The organism is Kordia sp. (genome assembly GCF_022447245.1).
In the GTDB taxonomy this organism is placed as follows: domain Bacteria; phylum Bacteroidota; class Bacteroidia; order Flavobacteriales; family Flavobacteriaceae; genus Kordia.
On the sequence record NZ_JAKVBC010000005.1, the window covers coordinates 135557 to 156831 of the forward strand.

Consider the following 21275-nt stretch of genomic DNA (forward strand, 5'->3'; position numbering starts at 1 on the left):
CTGAGAATTTCTCATCAAAACATATAAAATGAATAGTCCAACCAAGACACAAATACAAAAACGCCTGATCATGAGTTTGGCAGACGCGCTCTATTTGGAGCCTTCTGAGATTGATGCCGAAAAATCATTCACAGATTTAGGTTTAGATTCGATTGTGGGTGTAGAATGGATTAAGACCATCAATAAGGAATTTGATCTTGAACTTTAATCTACCAAAGTGTACGATTATGCTACCGTAAAACAATTAGCGAATTATGTAGCAGAGGAGTTAAGTAAAAAACCAACGACAGGAGTCACTTCCAATATAGAAAAGGTTGCTAATGAACCCATTGTAAAAGCAACACCGATCATTACGCCTGAACAAACGGAACAGAAACCGACAATAACACTAGACACACCAAAAACAACAGCTTCACTGTCAAGTATATCACTGAATGCATTGACTTCATTTCCAACACTGACGAAAAAGACAAAGAAAAAACAAGTTGAGAAAATCAGTAGTGGATTTAAGGATGAGAAAATTGCCATTGTGGGAATTTCTGGAAGGTATCCAGATGCGCCAAACTTACAGCAATACTGGGAAAACTTAAAAGCAGGAAAAAACTCAGTACGAGAAATTCCTAAATCACGTTGGGATACAAGCAAATATTTTGATGCAGATCCTACAAAACCTGGTAAAATATACTGTAAATGGTTAGGAATGTTGGATGATGTAGATTACTTTGATCCGTTATTTTTTCAAATTTCTCCAGCAGAGGCAGAATCGATGGATCCACAACATCGCATATTCTTGGAAGAAAGTTACAAAGCATTTGAAGATGCAGGATATGCTAGAAACAATTTGAGCGACAAAAAGTGCGGTGTGTATATGGGAATCATGAGTAATGAATATGCACACTTAATGGCAAAAGGAAGCTCAAGTTCTATCAATACTACGGCGAATAGTTTTGCAATTGGTTCCGCTAGAATTTCCTATTTCCTAAATTTAAAAGGACCTGCAATTCCATTTGATACGGCGTGTTCTTCATCACTAGTAGCAACACATGTAGCGTGTCAGGGATTATTAAACAATGAAATTGACATGGCATTGGCTGGCGGTGTAAGTTTATATCTCATTCCAGAATCCTATGTTGGAATGTGTCAAGCAGGCATGTTATCACCAGATGGTCAATGCAAAACATTTGACGATTCCGCCAATGGATTTGTACCAGGAGAAGGTGCGGGAACTATTGTTTTAAAACGTTTGTCCGATGCAGAACGCGACAACGATCATATTTACGGAGTCATTATTGGTTCAGGAATCAATCAAGATGGAAAAACCAATGGAATTACAGCGCCTAGCGTCAATAGTCAAATAGAATTGGAGCGAGAAATCTATAATCGTTACAATATTGATCCAGAAACCATTAGTTATGTAGAAGCACATGGAACAGGAACAAAACTAGGCGATCCAATTGAGTTGGAAGCGTTGGCAACTGTATTTCAAGAGAAAACCGATAAACAAAATTTCTGTGGAATTGGTTCTGTGAAGAGTAACCTAGGACATACTTCGGGAGCAGCAGGAGTAGCAAGTATTCATAAAGTACTGCTGAGTATGCAGCACAAAACCTTAGTACCAAGTTTGAATGTAGAAAAAGAAAACTCCATTTTTGACTTTACCAATTCTCCATTTTATATCTCACGAGAACAAAAAGAATGGGTAACGAACGCTACAGCAGCAGGAAAACCGCGCAGAGCAGCCATTAGCTCTTTTGGTTTTAGTGGAACAAATGCACATTTGGTGATAGAAGAATACCAACAAAACACAGCTACTGTAAAAGCAAAACCAGCCATAAAAAATGATGGTGTCATCGTCCCACTATCAGCAAGAACAAAGGAACAATTAGTTCAAAAAGTTACAGACTTACACACAGTATTAACGGCTAAAAAATCGATTCTCAATCTAAAAGATATTGCATTTACTTTGCAAGTAGGTAGAGAAGAATTAAGACTAAGAGTAGCTTTTGTAGTGACTTCTATTGATGAGCTTTGTGATAAATTTGAAGCATACATTCAAGGGAAAGCACAAATACCAAACGTATTCCAAAAACAAAAAGGAAAAAACAACAATGCTTTAGACATTTTTGAAAATAATGCAACGCTAAGCACACTTGTTGATACATGGATCAAAGAAAAAACCTTTGATAAATTAGCTGAAGTTTGGGCAAATGGATTTGAATTAAACTGGCAACATTTCTACGGAGATGCACAACCAAATCGAATCAGCTTACCAACCTATCCATTTGCTAAAGAACGCTATTGGCCACAAATTTCTGAACAAGATTTTTTGCCAAAAGCAACATCAGAAACTATGGTAACTGTTGAAAAAGCAGTGCCAGAAACCATCGGGAAATTATACTACACGAAAACTTGGGAAGCTAAAGAAATCAACTCACAAACAAATTTATCTTTTCCAGCAAATGCTACGGTATTAATTCTGGACACAGAAGAAACACTCTACACGAACTTTCAGCAACAAGTTAATTTAGGAGAGAATAGCAAAGTAGTATATGTAAAACTAGCGGATGCATACAAAAAAGTGACTTCATCGCACTATGAGGTAAATCCAACAGAAGAAAAAGACATAGTAAGGTTCATTACTGAGTTAGAAGCTTCAGAAGCTATACCAATATATATCATTCACCATGCAGCTAAATTACATCAAAATGATCTGTTGAATGCTATGCAGATAGGCATATTTGCGCTTTTCAATATTTGTAAAAATTTATTGAGTTTAAAAACAAAGCAAGCCATAAAGATCATTTCTGTTGGTCAAAACACTACACCGATAGAAAATTCATTGCAAGAAGCACTTGGCGGATTCTTCAAAACACTTTCACTTGAAAATCCTAAATACAAAGCCAAAACAATCCAAATAGAAGGCAATCAAAATGCTTCAAAGAATTTAGTAACAATACTTACCAATGAATTTTTAGAAGAAACTTGGCAACAAAACGAAATCAAATATAAAATTGCCAATGCACAAAAAACAGAGCGATATACCAAAACACTACAGTCATTTTCGCCTGTACAACGAAACTTGGCAATTCTACCGATAAAACAAAAAGGAGTATACATCATTTCTGGAGGAATAGGAGGATTGGGCTGTATCATCAGTGAATACTTAGCCAAACACTTTGCCTGTACCTTGGTACTATTTGGTCGTTCTGCATTAGACAAAACCAAACAAGCACGACTTGATGCATTAAACGCCTATCAAGCAAAAGTGATATATCAACAAGCAGATGTGACCAATTATGAATCCGTTGAAAAACTTATAAAGACAACTAAGAAAGAATTTTCAGAAATCAACGGAATCATTCACAGTGCTGGTGTTAGTAAAGATAATTTTACACTGAAAAAATCACTGACGGAAGCTCAGCAAGTCATCAACCCGAAAGTCCTAGGAGCTATTCATTTAGACAATGCAAGCAAGGAAGAGAAGTTAGATCTTTTCGTACTCTTTTCATCTATTGCAGGAGTTTTTGGAAACTATGGACAAAGTGATTATGCATTTGCGAACCACTTTTTAGATGCGTTTGCGAATCATAGAAATCAACAGACAAGTAATAATGTACGTTATGGAAAAACGCTTTCCATCAATTGGCCGTTTTGGGAAGAAGGTGGTTTTTCGCTTTCAGAAAGTGATATAGCGCAAGGAAAAGAACATATCGGAATTCATCCAATCTCAACAAAAGTTGGACTTGAATATTTTGAAGAATTTCTTTGTTCAGATGTATCGCAAGCTATTGCATTGTACGGAAACGGACAAAAAATTCAACAATACATACTACAAGGAGCAAAAACCGAAGAAAGTACGCCAACACAAGTTACAACAGTAATAAAAGATGCTGAGTTGTTAGAAAAAACACAAACATACCTTCAAGAACTGATTGGAAATGTAATCAAGTTGGAACCTTCGCGAATCGATATAGAAGAACCATTTGATGTATTTGGAATCGATTCCATTATCATTGGTCAAATCAATATCAGCCTAGAAAATGATCTTGGCGAATTGCCAAAGACCTTGCTGTATGAATATCCAACCATCAAAGAGTTGGCAGAACATTTACACGTAGAAGCCAAACAACAACTCCAAAAAGTATTACAAATTGTCACACCAGTGGCAACCCTTACTTCCGCAGAAGTTAAACGCGATATCATAAAAGTTGAAGCGCCAAAGCAAATAATACAATCACAGGAACTAACAGATGACGAACCAATTGCAATCATTGGAATTGATGGAAAATATCCAAAATCAGATGATATTGATACCTATTGGAAACATCTAAAAAAAGGAAAAAATCTTATCGAAGAAGTTCCGAACACACGTTGGAATTCAGATAGATATTATGACGAAAACCCTGAAAAAGCTGCGGAAGGTAAAATGTACAGCAAATGGGGCGGATTTGTAAATGATGTTGACAAATTTGATCCAAAATTCTTCAAAATTACCGCACAAGAAGCCAAAATGATGGATCCGCAAGAACGTCTGTTTTTAACCTCTGTTTGGGCTGCGATTGAAGATGCTGGATATACAAAAAACAGTCTTCGAGAAAAGTATAAAAAAGGAAAAGGAGCCGATGTTGGTGTTTTTGTAGGAACTACCACCAATACCTATAATATTATAGCAACGGATGCGTGGAGTACAGGAAATTATGTAAATGCGAGTGCATTGCCTTGGTCTATTGCCAATAGAGTATCGTACTTAATGGATTTTCAAGGACCAAGTATGCCTGTAGATACGGCCTGTTCTTCTTCATTAGTCGCCATACATCTGGCATGTGAAAGTTTAAAAAAGAACGAATGTAAAATAGCAGTGGCTGGCGGTGTCAACTTATATTTACATCCATCAAAATACCATTCTTTATGCAGCAAACAAATGGTTGCTAAGGGTGACAAAAATTACAGTTTTGGAGCGGGAGACGATGGTTTTGTTCCTAGTGAAGGTGTCGGAACTGTTTTATTAAAACCACTAAGTAAAGCCATTGCAGATAACGATCATATTTATGGAGTCGTTAAAGGAAGCGCCTATGGTCATAGTGGAAGTTCAAATGGATATGCTGCACCAAATCCGAACTCTCAAACAGCATTGATTGATCAAACATTACAAAATGCGCAAGTCTCGCCAGAAACAATCAATTATGTAGAAGGTCATGGAACGGGAACACAACTAGGTGATAGTTTAGAGATTCTAGCATTAACGAATGCATTCCGAAAAAATACGACAGAAAAACAATATTGTGCTATAGGTTCTGTAAAAGCAAACATGGGACATTCAGAGTCAGCAGCAGGAATTGCAGGATTAACCAAAATTTTATGGCAATTAAAACACAAATTATTAGTGCCAACGATCAATTCAGATGAAGTGAATCCAAACATAGACTTTTCTTCAACGCCATTTTACTTACAACATCAAGTAGCTGCGTGGAAACAAATAAATAATCAACCAAGGCGTGCGCTGATCAATTCTTTTGGTGCTGGTGGCGTAAATGCATGTTTGGTCATTGAAGAATTTGAACAACCACAAAAAACGAATCAAGAAAACAACAATGATCCGCAATTGATCTTACTGTCAGCTAAAAACAAAGCAAGTTTGCAGCAATACACAAATCAATTACTTACCTATTTAGGGAAACATAAAAACGAAGCATTATCCGATATTGCTTTCACGTTACAAGTAGGACGAGAAGCAATGTCCGAACGATTAGCTTTCTTGGCCAAAGACAGAAAAGAATTAATGCAACAGTTAAAGAGCTGGCGAAACAATCAACCTGCTCAAAATGCATATGAAAGCAAACATGAAGAAGGCGCAATTAAAAAGCGATTCTCAAAGCACGAAAAAGAATATCTTCAATTCTTATTAGACAAAAAGAATCTTTCTGAAATTGCGGGTATGTGGATTGAAGGTGCTGATGTCGATTGGCAAAAACTATATACGCATACAAAACCAAAACGAATTTCATTACCAACCTATCCTTTTGCTAAAGAAAGCTACTGGATAACAGAATTTAATACTTCAGAAGCTGTACAACAAAAACAAAATAAGGTTGTTGGCGTAAATTTACATCCATTAGTATCGCATAACATATCAACATTACGAAGCATTGGTTTTGAGTCCTCATTACATCCAAACGAATACTATGCAAAAGATCATAAAATCAATGATGTAGCTGTATTCCCTGGCGCTGGATTTATAGAAATGGCAACTGTTTGTGGAAATATTGCTGGTGAGCGTAAAGCGAGAAAAATCAAAGAAATTGTATGGATGCATCCATTAACGTTTGAAAATGCTTCAAAATCAGTGCAAACCTATTTAGAACAAAAAGGGAATGCGACCTACTATCAAATAAGCTCGTTGAATGATAAAAATGAGCTTGTTACACATTCTGAAGGACGAATCGTTTTTGAAAATACTCGTAATACTTCTCAAGAAACAGATCAAATAGCAATTACAGCATTGCAAGAAAAATGTCATACATCCATTGATAGTCATGCGTATTATGATTCCTTTAAAGAATCAGGAATAGCATACAAAGAAGCGTTTCAAACAATTCAGGAATTACATATAAGCGATACCTATGCGCTGGCAAAATTAACGTTAGACGCTAAACTAAACCCCGATTTTGATCGCTACATACTACATCCGAGCATCTTTGATGGCGCTATGCAAACGGTGGCTGGATTATTAGCAAACGCTGATATAAAAGAAGCACACTTACCATTTGCCATTGACGAATTAGAAATGATTCGACCATTAACATCTACTTGTTATGTAATTGCTGAATTTGCAGATACGGATACAGCTGTTCAATCCGATATTAAAAAATTCAACATCAAAATCGTCAACAAAAAAGGAGCACTTTTAGTACAAGTACACAATTTTTATGCAAGAGCGGTACAACCGACTACAGCTCAAGAGAAAGTAGCAACGCTATAATAGTCAGTAGTTTAACTCTCGATTATCGATTAACAACAATCCGTTAAAAAATATACAAACACCCATGTCAAAATTTAAATCATCTAATGAAGCGTATCCTATTGGTGTATTTACGTCAAAATTTACTGGGAACGAACTTATCTTAGCAGATCATATCATCCAAGGACAAAAAATTCTTCCAGGAATGGCATACTTGGAAATTTCTAGAGCAGCTGTAGCCAATTCAATTACGCTTTTGGAAGATGAAATGATTGTACTAGAAGATAGTGTCTTTGTACAAGCAATTTTAGTATCTCAAAAAAGAAAAGTAGAAGCTAAAGTATATCCTGGAAGTTTTGGCGAATTTGGGGTAGAAGTCATGACAAGTCAAGGCGTGCACTTTCAAACAAAAGCTTTGATAAAAAATAAAGCTGATATACGAAAATCAGCAGCAATTACAGAAACACTCGATCTTATGCAATTGCAAAACGAATGCAATCAAGCAGGACCAACCAAAGCTAAATTTTACGAAAACATGCGGAAGCGTGAAGTATTTCTAGGTCCTAGTCATCAAGGAATCGAATCCATTCATATAGGGAAAAATACAGCTCTAGTTCATTTATCATTACCAGATTCCAGTCAACGCAATATGGCAATGGATCCAGGAATGTTAGACAGTATTATTCAAGGAGGAATCGCTTTGGCAAGTAATCCTGAAGCCAATGTGGTGCCTTTTGCCGTAAAAAATACGTTTGTTTTCGGCGATCTCACAGATACAATGGTAGCCTATATTGAAAAAAAGGAAGAAGGAATGGATTATACCGTGTCTGACGAGCATGGAGACGTAAAAGTCGTTATCAAAGGTTTTCAAGCACGCGAAATAGAAATTGCGGCTCAAGAAGAGCAATTGGTTTATTACAAAGCTACTTGGGAAACAAGCGAAAACGTTGAGGAAGAAACAGATGATATCACTGTAATAAAAGGTGCAAAAAGCTATGAGGAATTAGTACAAACAACGTTTGCTGAGGTAAAAAAGTTAATTGAAAAAAAGATAACAAATCATCTAATAGAAGTACAAATTCCTGAAGATAAACCCTCATGGAAAGGAATTATTGGTTTACTAAAAACTACTACTATTGAATATCCAAAGCTAGAAACCAAAGTTACCATAGCTAATGCAGTCTTAGAAACAACATTTGTAGAAACCGATTTTTCAAACGGTACTTTACAAGTGTGGGAAAATGGTAAAACAATATTAATCACAGGAGCACTTGGTGGTGTAGGAAAGTTAATCTGTCAAGACATTGCTGAAAAAAGTACGAATTCCTCATTAATCCTTGTTGGAAGAAGCACGCTAACCAATGAACGAAAAAAGTTTATCAATTCACTTACTGCAAAAGGTGTAAAAGCTACCTATATTTCGTGTGATATAAGTAATGAGCAAGCAGTAGAAGACTTGATAAAAAAGCATACAAATATCAACGGAATCATTCACTGTTCAGGAACAAATGCAGACAATTTAATCACCAAAAAGACATCCAAAGAAATTGAGCAGGTATTAGCACCAAAAGTACAAGGGTTAAACTATTTAGATGAAGCGACATCACATTTAAAACTTGATTATTTTATCACATTCTCTTCCATTGCAGGCGCTTTAGGAAATGCAGGACAAGCCGATTATGCTGCAGCAAATGCCTATATGGATGCCTATATGGCAAATAGAGCTCAAAAAGTAGCAGCACAACAATGTTATGGAAAAAGCATTAGTATCAACTGGCCTTTATGGGAAAGTGATGGAATGCAACTAGACGAAGAAACCAAAAAGAATCTTCATGAAGTATTTAAAATAAAACCATTGCCAGCACAAAAAGGCTTGGAAGCATTACAACAAATTATACAGAGTACTGAAAATCAGATAGTAGTTTTATACGGAAGTAAGAAAAACATCAAAAATCTATTCAATAAACCTAAGAAAAAGAAAAAAGTAGCACAGCCAGCAACTACCAATACAAATACGGATGCATTACAAAAAGAAATAACTCAAAAAGTAAAAGAACAAGTGGCAGCGCATTTAAAACGAAAAATAGAACAATTGGATACTACTGCCGATTGGTCTGAATTTGGATTCGATTCGATTTTACTTTCAAGTTTTATCAACAAATTCAATGCGGAATTCAACTTAAATCTATTACCTACTGTACTGTTTGAAGCAACAAGTATCGATGCATTTAGTGAATACTTACATGAAAATCATCTAAATACTTTTGAAAAAACGACAGCTTTAGAAAAACCACAAAATATTGAACCAGCACAAACACAAAGCGAAGAAATAGATGACGACGATATCACCTCTTTTGCTCGTAGTTTCAAACAGAAATATAAAAATAGAAACGAGTATCGTGATAAAGATCTAGCAATCGTGGGAATGAGCTGTAAAATTGCTGGAGCCAACAATCCTGAAGAATTCTGGGAAATGCTTATTGGTGAAAAAGATATGATCAGCGAAATACCAAAAGATCGTTGGAATTGGAAAGATTATCCAGGCATCAGTAAATGGGGATCATTTGTAGATGATATTGCAGGGTTTGATCCTTTATTCTTTGGAATATCTCCTGCGGAAGCTACGTACATGTCACCAGAACAACGATTAATGATTCAGTATGTATGGGAATGTATGGAAGATGCAGGGTATGCGCCAGACGAACTGAGAGGAACCAATACAGGTTTATTTATGGGATGTGGTCCAAGTAGTTATGTACACTTGCTCAGTTCAATGCCTGTTGAAGCGTATTCAGCTACAGGAATGGTACCATCTGTAGGTCCAAATAGAATCAGCTTTCTAATGGATTGGCACGGACCAAGTAATCCAATTGATACTGCTTGTAGTAGTAGTTTAGTTGCTTTACATCGCGCTATGGAAGCAATAAACCTTGGACATTGCGATCAAGCCTTTATTGGTGGAGTAAATGCATTGCTTACACCAGATGTGTATATAAGTTTCTCAAAATCAGGAATGCTTTGCGAAGATGGACGTTGCAAAACATTCTCCGATAAAGCCAATGGATATGTTCGCGGAGAAGGAATTGGTGTGTTGATGGTCAAACGATTAAAAGACGCGATCAAAGATGGTGACAACATTTATGCAGTCGTAAAAGGAACCGCTGAAAATCACGGCGGACATGCCAACTCGTTAACGGCACCAAATCCTAAATCGCAAGCAGCAGTGATCAAAAGAGCTTTACAAGATGCAGAAATGGATTTCAGTCGCATAAGTTATGTAGAATGTCATGGAACAGGAACTCCTTTGGGCGATCCTATCGAAATTGAAGGTTTAAAAATGGTAGCTTCCGAAACTACTTTAATAGCTTCCGAAAAACACGAATGTAAAATAGGAAGTATCAAATCCAATATAGGACACTTAGAATACGGAGCGGGTGTTGTAGGCTTGCTAAAAGTCATTCTTCAAATGAAGCATCAAAAAATTGCGAAAACGTTGCATTGTGACGCCGTAAATCCATACATAAAATTGGAAGGAACTCCATTTAAAATTGCCCATCAATCCAGTGATTGGGAACAAACAACTTCGCAACCACGTGTGGCAGGTGTAAGTAGTTTTGGATTTGGAGGTGTAAATGCACATATCATACTTGAAGAATACAATGCATATCCATTAGATATCGAAGACAAAGAAGTAGAAACAGCTCAAAAAATGGTCTTTGTAGTTTCTGCTAATGACACCATGGGGCTCAACAACTATGTAGCTAAATACAAAGAATTTATTCAAAAAGTCGAACAAAATTCAGAAACCTTAGAACGTATAGCATACACCTTACAAACGGGACGCTCTGAAATGCCAGAACGCGTAGCTTTTGTTGCTGATTCTTTCAAAGATTGGGAACATCAAATCGATGCATATCTTAATGAAAATGAAGTAAAAACTTCGGGGAAAGTATTTCGAAATTCAGTATATCAAAAAAAGAAAAAAGGAACAAAAGCTACCGATGATTCCCAACGAGAATACATCCAAAAACTAATCAAAGAAAACAACCACGAAAAAGTAGCAGAACTATGGACAGAAGGCGCTATAATTGATTGGGAATTACTATACGAATAGAAGAAAACAACATGAAGTGGTTTAAACTTTTTGTTTTGTAACGAAAATTAGAGATTTTTTGGGCTAATGAAGCCTTTTTTGAGTAACATAGCCTTAGCTAAGTCAGGAAAAAAAGTCAAAATTAGGACGAAACAAGATCAATTTATAGTCATATAAAAAAAGTTTAAATCACTTCAATATAAACTAAAAATAACCAAAACAAAAAGAGAACTATTTAAAAAAATCTCTGACAAAATTAAATACCAAACACATGAAATTAGTTGGAATTGAAGCAATAAACGTACATGCAGGATCAGCATGTTTAGACGTTAAAAAATTGGCAGAACATAGAAATCTGGACATGACTAGATTTGAAAATTTACTAATGAAAGAAAAAACGGTTGCATTGCCGTATGAAGATCCTATTACCTATGGAGTCAACGCTGCGAAGCCTTTAATAGATGCATTGAGTACTGAAGAACGTGATCGTATTGAAATGGTGATTTCTTGTACAGAATCAGCGTTCGATTTTGGGAAATCCATGAGTACATATTTTCACGATTTATTAGGCTTGAATAGAAATTGCCGTTTATTCGAATTAAAAAATGCATGTTACTCAGGAATCGCAGGTTTACAAACTGCAGTAAACTTCATTCTTTCGCAAACATCTCCAGGAGCAAAAGCATTGGTAATTGCTACAGATGTTTCTCGATTTATGTTAGAAGAAGGTGGAAATGCTTTAACAGAAGATTGGTCATTTGCAGAACCAAGTGGAGGTGCAGGAAGTGTGGCTTTGCTTGTCAGTGATCAACCACATATTTTTCAAATTGATGTTGGCGCTACAGGATACTATGGATATGAAGTTATGGATACCTGTCGTCCAACAGCAGATGGCGATGCAGGAGATTCAGATTTATCATTACTATCCTACCTAGACTGTTGCGAAAATGCATATTTAGAATACGAAAAAAGAGTAGAAGGATGTGACTACAAAACAACTTTTGATTACTTGGCTTTTCATGCACCATTTGGAGGTATGGTAAAAGGAGCACATCGAAATATCATGAGAAAACTTACCAAAACGAAGCCAAAAGAAGTTGAAGAAGATTTCCAACGCAGAGTAATGCCAGGGTTAGACTATTGTCAACGTGTGGCAAATATCATGGGAGCTACAGCTTTATTATCACTAGTAAGTACTATTGCTAATGGAAACTTTGATACTCCAAAGCGTATAGGCGTATTTTCATATGGTTCGGGATGTTGTTCAGAATTCTTTAGTGGTGTTGTCAACAAAGAAGGTCAGGAGCGTTTGAAACAGTTCAACATCAAAGAAAAGTTAGACAATCGCTATGAAATGACGATGGAAGAATATGAGCAATTATTGGTAAACAGTAATGCTGTAAAATTTGGAACCCGAAACACAAAACTTGACGAAGATTTTATTCCGCAAGCAAGAAAAGCATTAGGAAAAGAAACTTTGTTCTTAAAAGAAATTAAAGAATTTCACAGAGAATACGAATGGATATCTTAAACACAACAACATACGAAACATTACAAGTAAAACTTAAGGATGAGATCTGTTTCATACAGATCTATCGTCCTGAGGAAAACAATACGATTAATGAGCGTTTGATCGAAGAGTTTAAAACAGTACTGGAAATTTGTGAAACTGCCGCCAAAATAGTAGTCGTAGAGGGATTGCCAGAAGTATTTTGTTTTGGAGCTGATTTCAAAGCAATCAATGAAAACACAAGCAACCAAGAAGAAACTCCAGAACCTTTATATGATGTGTGGCTTCAATTAGCTACAGGATCGTTTGTTTCCATTGCACATGTGCGAGGAAAAGCAAATGCCGGTGGAGTTGGTTTTGTAGCTGCCTGTGATATTGTTTTATGTGAAGAAAAAGCCGTATTCAGTCTGTCAGAACTTTTATTTGGGTTAATGCCTGCATGCGTCTTACCTTTTCTTGTAAGAAGAATGGGATTTGCCAAAGCAAACTATCTCACCATGATGACGCAGCCAGTTTCAGCAAAACTTGCACTAGAATGGGGATTGGCAGATGCCTGTGAAGAAAACTCTAAAAACTTATTACGAAAGCATTTATTACGCCTCCACAGATTGAACAAAGCAGGTGTGGCTCGCTATAAAAAGTATATGAACAAACTCGATTCATTACCAGAAAAAGCGAAAGCAGACGCCATAGCAGCCAATATAGAAGTGTTTTCAGATGAAGAAAATGTAAATAAAATCAAACGGTTTGTCACGACAGGGCAATTTCCGTGGGAATAAAAATTAGTATATGGATTCGGTAGTAGAACTTGCAGAAATAAATGTTGACATCATTCAAATAAAAATGCAGGATAAAGAAAGTAAAAACACATTTTCTCAGGCATTGACGGATGAACTTATCAAAGCATATCAATACATAGAAAAGCAACAAAAATACAAAGCAGTAATTCTCACAGGTTATGATACCTACTTTGCCAGTGGCGGTACACAAAATCAATTAATGACGCTTTCGGAAGGAAATTCAAAATTTACAGATTTTGATTTATATAGTTTATCACTCAACTGTCCAATTCCTGTCATAGCAGCCATGCAAGGTCATGGAATTGGTGGAGGATTTGCCATGGGATTGTTTGCAGATTTTGTGATACTCAGTAAAGAAAGTATTTATACAACAAACTTTATGAAATACGGTTTCACGCCAGGGATGGGAGCAACCTATATTTTACCTCAAAAACTAGGAATCGTCTTAGCTGAAGAAATGTTGTTAACAGCAAGGAACTATCGTGGCGAAGAACTCAAAAACCGTGGAATTCCTTTTACAGTTTTACCACGTGAAGAAGTAATGAATCATGCGTATGAACTGGCTAAAAGCTTGGCAGAAAAACCACGTGTGTCTTTAATAGCACTAAAAGATCACTTAGTGAAAGAGATGAGAAACGAATTGCCAAAAATTATTCAACAAGAAGTAAAAATGCACGAAATTACTTTTGGGCAACCAGAAGTGAGAGAACGCATCAAAACACTTTTTGGACAATAATCTGTTTGAAAAAGAAAACGTACCTAATGAATTTAAAAAAAGTTTTTCTGTTTTCTGGACAAGGTTCTCAGTATTACGGAATGGGAAAAGAATTATATGAAAATAACAAAATCTTTAATTTTGGGATGAATGAGTGTAGTGAAATCGTATCTGCAGCTATAGGAAAATCACTGATTGAAATGCTATATGATCCAGCAAAAAAAGGACAACCTTTTGATCAACTCTTGTATACAAATCCAGCATTAATTAGTGTACAATACAGTCTTTATCGTATGTTACAAGATATGAATATTCATCCAGAATATTTTATGGGATATAGTTTAGGTGAAATTACTTCGTGCATTGCTTCTGAAATGTTATCACTAGAAAATGGTTTGAACCTTTCTGTAACCATCGCAAAAATGGTGGAAGAAAAAACACCAAAAGCAGCAATGTTAGCAATTATGTCTGGAAAAGAAATCATTGTTCAAAATCCAGATATATTTTCTGCCTTTTGGTTGATAGCAACTAACTTTTCAGAAAGCTTTGTCGTATGTGGTTTGCCCAAAGACATTCAAACATTGCAAAAATCATTACAGCATGAAGGTATAGTATCACAACAATTACCTGTTACTAACGGATTTCACACACCATTAATTGATGCTGTTGAAAACGATCTCAAAGCAGAAATACAAAAAATACAGCTTTCAAAAGGAAAAATTCCAATAATTTCATCCAAAGACGCACGTATCAAAAACGAAGTCTCTCACAATGATTTTTGGGATGTTTTACGATATTCTGTCAATTTTGAAAATGCAGTACATACGATAACCAATCAACATGATTGTGTCTTTATAGATTTAGGACCAAGTGGTTCGTTGGCAACTTCAGTCAAATACATACTAGATGCCGATTCAAAATCAATTCCATTACAACTCATAAATCAATACGGTAAAAATTTACAAACACTTGAAAAATTTACAGAGGCTTTTCACAAGTACAACAATTGAGTTGATCAAAACAAATGAAGAACGAAAAAATGACCTATGCATAAAAGAACTTTAGATGTTCAACAAGAAGGATTAGAGCCACAAGTAGTCATATTGAGAGTGTCTAATATGTTTGTGATTAATTACAATTACTTAGTAATCGATCATATACATAGTGAATCTATCCTTGTAGATCCTGCGTGGGATTTAGGAAAAATACAACTGGCACTAGATGTGAGTAATACCACGCTAAAAGGAATTCTGCTCACGCATTCGCACTTTGATCATATACAATTAGCAAAACCTTTAGCTGAAAAATACAACTGTCCTATATGGATGTCAAGAGAAGAAGTAGCCATTTCTGGGTATGAAGCGGCACAATTACAACCCATAGATGAAGAATCTTTTAGAGTGGGTTCGTTAAAAATAGTTCCGTTACTAACACCAGGTCATACACAAGGAAGCATGTGCTATTTAATCGGTAATAACCTTTTTACGGGTGACACACTTTTTATAGAAGGTTGTGGACTATGTCCCAATCAAGAAGCGGCTTATAATATGTTTGAAAGTTTGGAAAAAATCAAACAATATGTTAAAAAAACAACTCGAATCTATCCAGGGCACAAATATGCGCGTTCCCCTGGAGAACCTTTTGCAGATGTGTTACAAAACAATATCTATTTGCAATTTTCAAAAAAGGAAGATTTTGCTTCATATCGATTGCGAAAAGGGCAGAAATACTCAAAATTCTTTGAATTTTATTAAAAATAAAACCAAAATAAACTTTAACAATTAACTTAAAAATCAAATTATGTCAAGAGAAGAAGTATACGACATCGTACAAGAAACAATTATGGATGTAATTCCAGATGTAGAAAAAGAAGACATCGCTATCGAAAAACAATTAAAAGATATAGGAGCAAACTCTATTGATAGAATGGAGATTGTAACCATGTCAATGCGTGAATTGAATGTAAAAATTCCTTTAATGAGTTTTGCAGGTGTAAACAATATCGAAGGTTTGGTAAATGTATTACATGAAAATGTAAACAATTAAAAAATCGCTAAAAAATAGACTTTAAATGTTACTAAACCAAGGAATCGGAATTACAGGAATGGGCATTGTCTCTTCAATTGGAGACAATATCACTACTTTTACACATTCTTTACAACAAGGAATCTCAGGGATACAAACAAAGGAAGCTATTACAAAACCTCCATTGTCAGTTACGATTGCTGCTGAAATTCGAAATTTTTCTTTTGTAGAAAAATTGAAAAATATTCCGAATGTCCCTGAAGAAAAGTTTAAAAAAGCGAAGCGATTAGGACAACGCGCTCCTTTTGTAATTCAGATGACAATTTTGGCAGCATTGCAAGCATGGACGCAAGCAAAATTATTCGAAAACACAGTAGCTTCAGATCGGATAGGTTTGGTTGTAGCTGGACAAAATAGTACACAAAACTATCAATATAACCTATTATCACAATTCGTAGACAATCCCGAATATCTTTCACCAAGATATGCACTCGAATTCTTAGAAACCAATCAAGTCGGTGTGCTTAGTGAATTGTTTGAAATTGAAGGTGAAGGTGTTGCTGTGGGTGGAGCTTCTGCTACAGGAAATGTTGGCATCATCAAAGGTCACCAATTATTAGCATTGGGAATTGTTGATGTTTGCTTAGTCGTAGGAGTTCCTGCCGATTTATCTCCATTAGATATACAAGGATTTATCAATATTGGTGCAATGGGCGGAAAAACATATAACGATCAGCCTTCATTGGCTTGTAGGCCTTTTGATAAAAAACATGAAGGTTTTATTTACGGACAAGCAAGTACAAGTGTGATCTTAGAAAACCAAAAAAGTGCTGATCAAAGAGTTGTTGCCTCATTAGCAAAGGTGAGTGGCTATGGCTATAATTTAGACAAAAACAGTTCAGCCAATCCAAATCTAACTGGAGAAGAGAAGGCTATGAAAACAGCCATGCAAAACGCAGAAATTAGCACAAGTGACGTTAACTATATCAATACACACGGTAGTTCCTCACCTTTAGGCGATCAAACTGAAGCCGAAGCAATATTTAATATTTTTAAGAATCATACTGACACAGTATATCTAAATGCCACAAAAGGGCTTACAGGACATTGTTTATATACAGCAGGAATGGTAGAAATTATTGCTACTGTTATACAAATGAAACACGGCTTTCTGCATCCTAACAGGAATCTAAAGAATCCTATTCATAACGAATTACAGTTTTGTGGAAAAGTTGCTACAAAATACACAATACAAAACGCCTTGTGCAATTCTTTTGGATTTGGAGGTATCAATACAGCTATCGTATTGGAAAACATAGACTAAATAATCAACTAAAAAAATAACAATGAAAACATATTTATTTCCTGGTCAAGGTTCCCAAAAAAAAGGAATGGGAGCAGGACTCTTCGATGAGTTTCCAGAATTAACAAAAAAAGCAGATAAAATTTTAGGATATTCTATCAAAGAACTTTGTCTGGAAGATCCTAACAAACAATTAAATAAAACACAATTTACCCAACCCGCTTTGTATGTTGTAAATGCTTTATCCTATCAAAAAAAGCTGAAAGATGGTGAAAAGGAGCCTAATTATGTAGCTGGACATAGTTTGGGAGAATACAATGCGCTTCAAGCTGCAGGTGTATTTAGTTTTGAAAGTGGATTGAAACTGGTAAAAAAGCGAGGAGAATTAATGAGTAAAGCCAAAAATGGTGGTATGGCTGCAATTTTAAACTCCTCAGAAGAACAGATAAAAGAAATCTTAAAAGATGCCAATCTTGATACCATTGACATTGCAAATTTGAATGCTTCTTCGCAAATTGTAATCTCTGGTTTAAAAGAAGATGTCACTAATGCACAGCCGTTTTTTGAAAAAGCAGGTGTCATGTTTATTCCGTTGAACACAAGTGGTGCTTTTCACTCACGATACATGAAAGAAGCTGCAGACGAGTTTGAAAAATTCTTAAAAAGAAAACGTTTTTACGAGCCTAAAATTGAGGTGATTGCAAATATTACAGGAAAACCATACGATCACAAAAAAGTATCAGAAAGCTTAGTAAATCAGCTATATAACAGTGTACGATGGGCAGATGGAATGACATATTTGCTAGAAAAAGGAGAGATGGAATTTGAAGAGCTTGGTGTTGGAGAAGTGTTAACAAAACTTACAGGCTATATCAAAAGAGATTTCTCTGAAAAAGAAAAAACAGCAACAGAAAAGAAAACGACCAAAAAAGGAGTTAAAAAGAAAGAAATAACTGCTGTAAAATCTACGCAGGACTCTTTAGCATTAGTTACACAATGGAATGCTTCAAACCCAATTGGTACCAAAGTAAAATCAGACTTTTATGATACTGAACTAGAAACACGAACAGAAGCAATCATACTATTTGGACATAGAGCAGCGGTATACATGAAAGGTTATAACGGATATTTCGATTTAAGAGAAGTAACAGCAGTGTAATTTTTTATGCGAAAGAAACTCATATTTATTTTTCTAGATGGAGTAGGGTTGGGCGATGATGTAGCTACCAATCCGTTGGCAAGTGTTCGCATGCCGATATTACACCAACTTACTGGAAAAAGGCTCCTTCGCAATGTACATGTATGTTCAAACAAAGTATTGTTAAAAGGAATAGACGCATGTCTTAACGTAGATGGAATTCCTCAAAGTGCTACGGGGCAAACGTGCTTATTTACGGGCTACAATGCGTCTGCTTTTTTAGGATATCATTTAATGGCATATCCTACGGAGGAATTGGTGCAAATCATTCAAAAGCGTTCTATATTTAAATATGCGAATTCGCATCATATTTCGAATGTTTTTGCCAATTCGTACACAGACGGTTTTTTTACTTCCGATAATACTTCACGGTATAGTGTCACTACGCATAGTGTATTGGCTGCACATAATCGTTTCAATACCTTAGACGATCTCATAGCTGGAAATGCTGTGCATTGGGATATTACAAATAGTACATTGCAAAATATGCCCAACAATCGTGTCCCAGAAATCAGTCCGTTTGAAGCAGGTAAAAATCTAAAAAACATTACAAATACGCATGATTTAGTAGTGTTTGAATGTTTTTTGCCTGATTTGATCGGGCATCGAAAGGATATGAGTAAATCTGTAGCTTTTTTTGATATGTTTGATGAATTCCTGCGAGGAATACTATATAACAAAGACGACTCTATTCATGTTTTGATGACGAGCGATCATGGAAATATAGAAGATTTGTCTTTTGGTGGACATAGCAAAAATGAAGTGCCATTGTTAGTCATTGGCAATGAAGCAAAACAATTTCAAGAAGTAGCGCGAATCGATGGAATATTTGATGCTATTTTTTCTAAGTTCTTTAATATGAAACCTAACTTACAAAAAGAAAAACTTTGATAGATATTTTTTACACATCTTTTACAACGCCAATAGAAGAAGCGCATTACACCAAGCTTTTGTCTTTGTTACCAAAAGATCTTCAAGAGCGCAATGAAAAGTTTGTTCGTTGGCAAGACAAACATGCAAATTTGTTTGGAAAATTACTTTTGATAGAAGCGTTAAAATATCATGATATCAATAATGATATGCGCAAACTAATCACGTATGGCGCTCACAAACGTCCATTTTTAACACTACCGCAATACGATTTCAATATTTCTCACTCAGGAGATTATGTAATGTGTGCTATAGGTGAAAACATTCGATTGGGAATTGATATCGAAAAGCGACAGCACCGAAATATTGAAAACTTTGATAACTCTATGACAGCGCAAGAATGGACAGAAATACAAGAATCCAATGATTCGCTGAAAACATTTTACAACTATTGGACCATCAAAGAAAGTGTCTCAAAAGCAGATGGACGTGGATTTTACATTCCTTATAATCAACTAGAAGTGATAGACAATACAGTACGGTATGATGGTAAGTTATGGTTTCTACAAGAGATAAGTATAGCAGATGGATACAGTTTTAGTATAGCTTCTAATAAATTAACCTCATGCAAACTACATGCAATTAAATTTTAAATTTAAACATTGATAACAGATATTAACATACCCTATTCTAAAAAACACAAAATCGTCTAAAAAGAAATTTTGGACAGTGTCTTTTTAAGTTAAAAAGAAACTACTTTCAAATTTCAATCATCACAAAAACTTGAATTTCGTCACAAAATAGGGGAAAACCGTAATTGGTCTAAAAAACAATTTTGTAATTTTCTTTTAGCTATTATTAATTAATAAGACATTGACACTATCCAAATTAATCTATTACTTTCAACAGAAACACCAATTAATCGACAATCAAAAGTACTACTTAAAGCTTTCAGTGATTGTTGGTGTTGTATTCACTATTTTTGTCTACATTTTTGATCCGTACGATAATTATTTGGCGATTCCCAAGTTTGAAATTCCTATAAAAATCATACAATTAGGGTATGGAATCAATACCACAATTGTCATATATACGTTGTATTGGTTACTCTTTCGAAAATTACAATTCTCTCATGGAAAGCGAATTTGGAAAACCTATCATCATTGGTTGTTATTAGTAGCAATTTTAAGTATTGCCGGATTCATAGGAACTCTTTATCATCGCTTTATGATGGATGTTGGTGAAGTAGATTCTGCATATTATATGTTTGTCACAATTCCAAGATCAATCATCATTGCAATTCCATTATTTATCATCACTATACTATTAGATCGTTTATATGCTTCACAAAAAACAGTTACTAATGCTACAAATGTATGTGATGAAGAAAAAATAGTTGCAGCTAAAACAATCATCCTAAAATCTCCAGCGGTCAATCAATGTATAGAAGTAACACCTTCAAAAATAGAATACATCATGGCTTCTGGGAATTACGTTGAAATTTATTCTACAGGAGATAAAAAAGCACAATTATTACGTGCTCCATTACGTTTTGTCTCTGAACGTTTGGCATCGTACTCATTTCTTGTAAAATGCCATCGACAGTATTATGTAAACATAGAAAAAGTTCAATTTCATAAAGGGAATTCGCAACGTATCTTGCTTACTTTAGCAACTGCTAAAAATGAAATTCCCGTTAGTAAAAGTTTTATCAAAAGTATTCTTAGTCTTCTAAAAAAATAAGAAAATTAGTCTCTATTCATTCGTCACAAAGCTTGTTCATTCGTAACAATTATTTTTATA

14 protein-coding genes are annotated in these 21275 nt (G+C 35.3%); all 14 read left to right on the forward strand.

Annotated features, from left to right (window positions below; translation table 11 throughout):
- Window positions 1–28: 28 nt before the first annotated feature.
- Window positions 29–208, forward strand: coding sequence for an acyl carrier protein (locus MK119_RS05355; protein ID WP_290671598.1), 180 nt, complete (start codon window positions 29–31; stop codon window positions 206–208).
- A gap of 9 nt (window positions 209–217) precedes the next feature.
- The gene (locus tag MK119_RS05360) at window positions 218–6979 is read left to right on the forward strand and encodes an SDR family NAD(P)-dependent oxidoreductase (protein ID WP_290671600.1); all 6762 of its coding nucleotides are present in this window, start codon (window positions 218–220) and stop codon (window positions 6977–6979) included.
- 64 nt (window positions 6980–7043) lie between these two features.
- Complete coding sequence (locus MK119_RS05365; RefSeq protein ID WP_290671602.1) at window positions 7044–11072, forward strand: SDR family NAD(P)-dependent oxidoreductase; 4029 nt, start codon at window positions 7044–7046, stop codon at window positions 11070–11072.
- Window positions 11073–11322: 250 nt separating this feature from the next.
- Entirely contained in the window at window positions 11323–12582 is a 1260-nt protein-coding gene (locus tag MK119_RS05370) for a hydroxymethylglutaryl-CoA synthase family protein (RefSeq protein ID WP_290671604.1), read from the forward strand.
- The gene (locus tag MK119_RS05375; protein WP_290671606.1) at window positions 12570–13340 is read left to right on the forward strand and encodes an enoyl-CoA hydratase/isomerase; all 771 of its coding nucleotides are present in this window, start codon (window positions 12570–12572) and stop codon (window positions 13338–13340) included. The genes MK119_RS05370 and MK119_RS05375 overlap by 13 nt, the downstream gene beginning before the upstream one ends.
- A gap of 10 nt (window positions 13341–13350) precedes the next feature.
- The gene (locus tag MK119_RS05380; RefSeq protein WP_290671608.1) at window positions 13351–14097 is read left to right on the forward strand and encodes a polyketide synthase; all 747 of its coding nucleotides are present in this window, start codon (window positions 13351–13353) and stop codon (window positions 14095–14097) included.
- 26 nt (window positions 14098–14123) lie between these two features.
- The gene (locus MK119_RS05385; protein ID WP_290671610.1) at window positions 14124–15086 is read left to right on the forward strand and encodes an acyltransferase domain-containing protein; all 963 of its coding nucleotides are present in this window, start codon (window positions 14124–14126) and stop codon (window positions 15084–15086) included.
- A 36-nt stretch (window positions 15087–15122) separates the two neighbouring features.
- The gene (locus MK119_RS05390) at window positions 15123–15830 is read left to right on the forward strand and encodes an MBL fold metallo-hydrolase (RefSeq protein ID WP_290671612.1); all 708 of its coding nucleotides are present in this window, start codon (window positions 15123–15125) and stop codon (window positions 15828–15830) included.
- A 46-nt stretch (window positions 15831–15876) separates the two neighbouring features.
- Window positions 15877–16122 (forward strand): acyl carrier protein, encoded by a 246-nt coding sequence (locus MK119_RS05395; protein ID WP_290671613.1) that lies wholly within the window; start codon window positions 15877–15879, stop codon window positions 16120–16122.
- A 25-nt stretch (window positions 16123–16147) separates the two neighbouring features.
- Window positions 16148–17425 (forward strand): beta-ketoacyl synthase N-terminal-like domain-containing protein, encoded by a 1278-nt coding sequence (locus MK119_RS05400; protein WP_290671615.1) that lies wholly within the window; start codon window positions 16148–16150, stop codon window positions 17423–17425.
- A 22-nt stretch (window positions 17426–17447) separates the two neighbouring features.
- Window positions 17448–18563: an ACP S-malonyltransferase gene (gene fabD / locus MK119_RS05405; RefSeq protein ID WP_290671617.1), complete on the forward strand. Its 1116-nt coding sequence runs from the start codon at window positions 17448–17450 to the stop codon at window positions 18561–18563.
- Window positions 18564–18569: 6 nt separating this feature from the next.
- On the forward strand, window positions 18570–19493 hold the full coding sequence (locus tag MK119_RS05410; RefSeq protein ID WP_290671619.1) for a phosphoglyceromutase: 924 nt from the start codon (window positions 18570–18572) through the stop codon (window positions 19491–19493).
- On the forward strand, window positions 19490–20125 hold the full coding sequence (locus MK119_RS05415) for a 4'-phosphopantetheinyl transferase superfamily protein (RefSeq protein ID WP_290671621.1): 636 nt from the start codon (window positions 19490–19492) through the stop codon (window positions 20123–20125). The genes MK119_RS05410 and MK119_RS05415 overlap by 4 nt, the downstream gene beginning before the upstream one ends.
- A gap of 220 nt (window positions 20126–20345) precedes the next feature.
- Window positions 20346–21215: a LytTR family DNA-binding domain-containing protein gene (locus MK119_RS05420; RefSeq protein WP_290671623.1), complete on the forward strand. Its 870-nt coding sequence runs from the start codon at window positions 20346–20348 to the stop codon at window positions 21213–21215.
- The last annotated feature ends 60 nt before the right edge of the window (window positions 21216–21275 follow it).

Coding starts and splice junctions, on each gene's coding strand:
- MK119_RS05355 (WP_290671598.1), top strand. CDS start 29: ATGAATAGTCCAACCAAGACACAAATACAAAAACGCCTGATCATGAGT.
- MK119_RS05365 (WP_290671602.1), top strand. CDS start 7,044: ATGTCAAAATTTAAATCATCTAATGAAGCGTATCCTATTGGTGTATTT.
- MK119_RS05370 (WP_290671604.1), top strand. CDS start 11,323: ATGAAATTAGTTGGAATTGAAGCAATAAACGTACATGCAGGATCAGCA.
- MK119_RS05375 (WP_290671606.1), top strand. CDS start 12,570: ATGGATATCTTAAACACAACAACATACGAAACATTACAAGTAAAACTT.
- MK119_RS05380 (WP_290671608.1), top strand. CDS start 13,351: ATGGATTCGGTAGTAGAACTTGCAGAAATAAATGTTGACATCATTCAA.
- MK119_RS05385 (WP_290671610.1), top strand. CDS start 14,124: ATGAATTTAAAAAAAGTTTTTCTGTTTTCTGGACAAGGTTCTCAGTAT.
- MK119_RS05390 (WP_290671612.1), top strand. CDS start 15,123: ATGCATAAAAGAACTTTAGATGTTCAACAAGAAGGATTAGAGCCACAA.
- MK119_RS05395 (WP_290671613.1), top strand. CDS start 15,877: ATGTCAAGAGAAGAAGTATACGACATCGTACAAGAAACAATTATGGAT.
- MK119_RS05400 (WP_290671615.1), top strand. CDS start 16,148: ATGTTACTAAACCAAGGAATCGGAATTACAGGAATGGGCATTGTCTCT.
- fabD (WP_290671617.1), top strand. CDS start 17,448: ATGAAAACATATTTATTTCCTGGTCAAGGTTCCCAAAAAAAAGGAATG.
- MK119_RS05410 (WP_290671619.1), top strand. CDS start 18,570: ATGCGAAAGAAACTCATATTTATTTTTCTAGATGGAGTAGGGTTGGGC.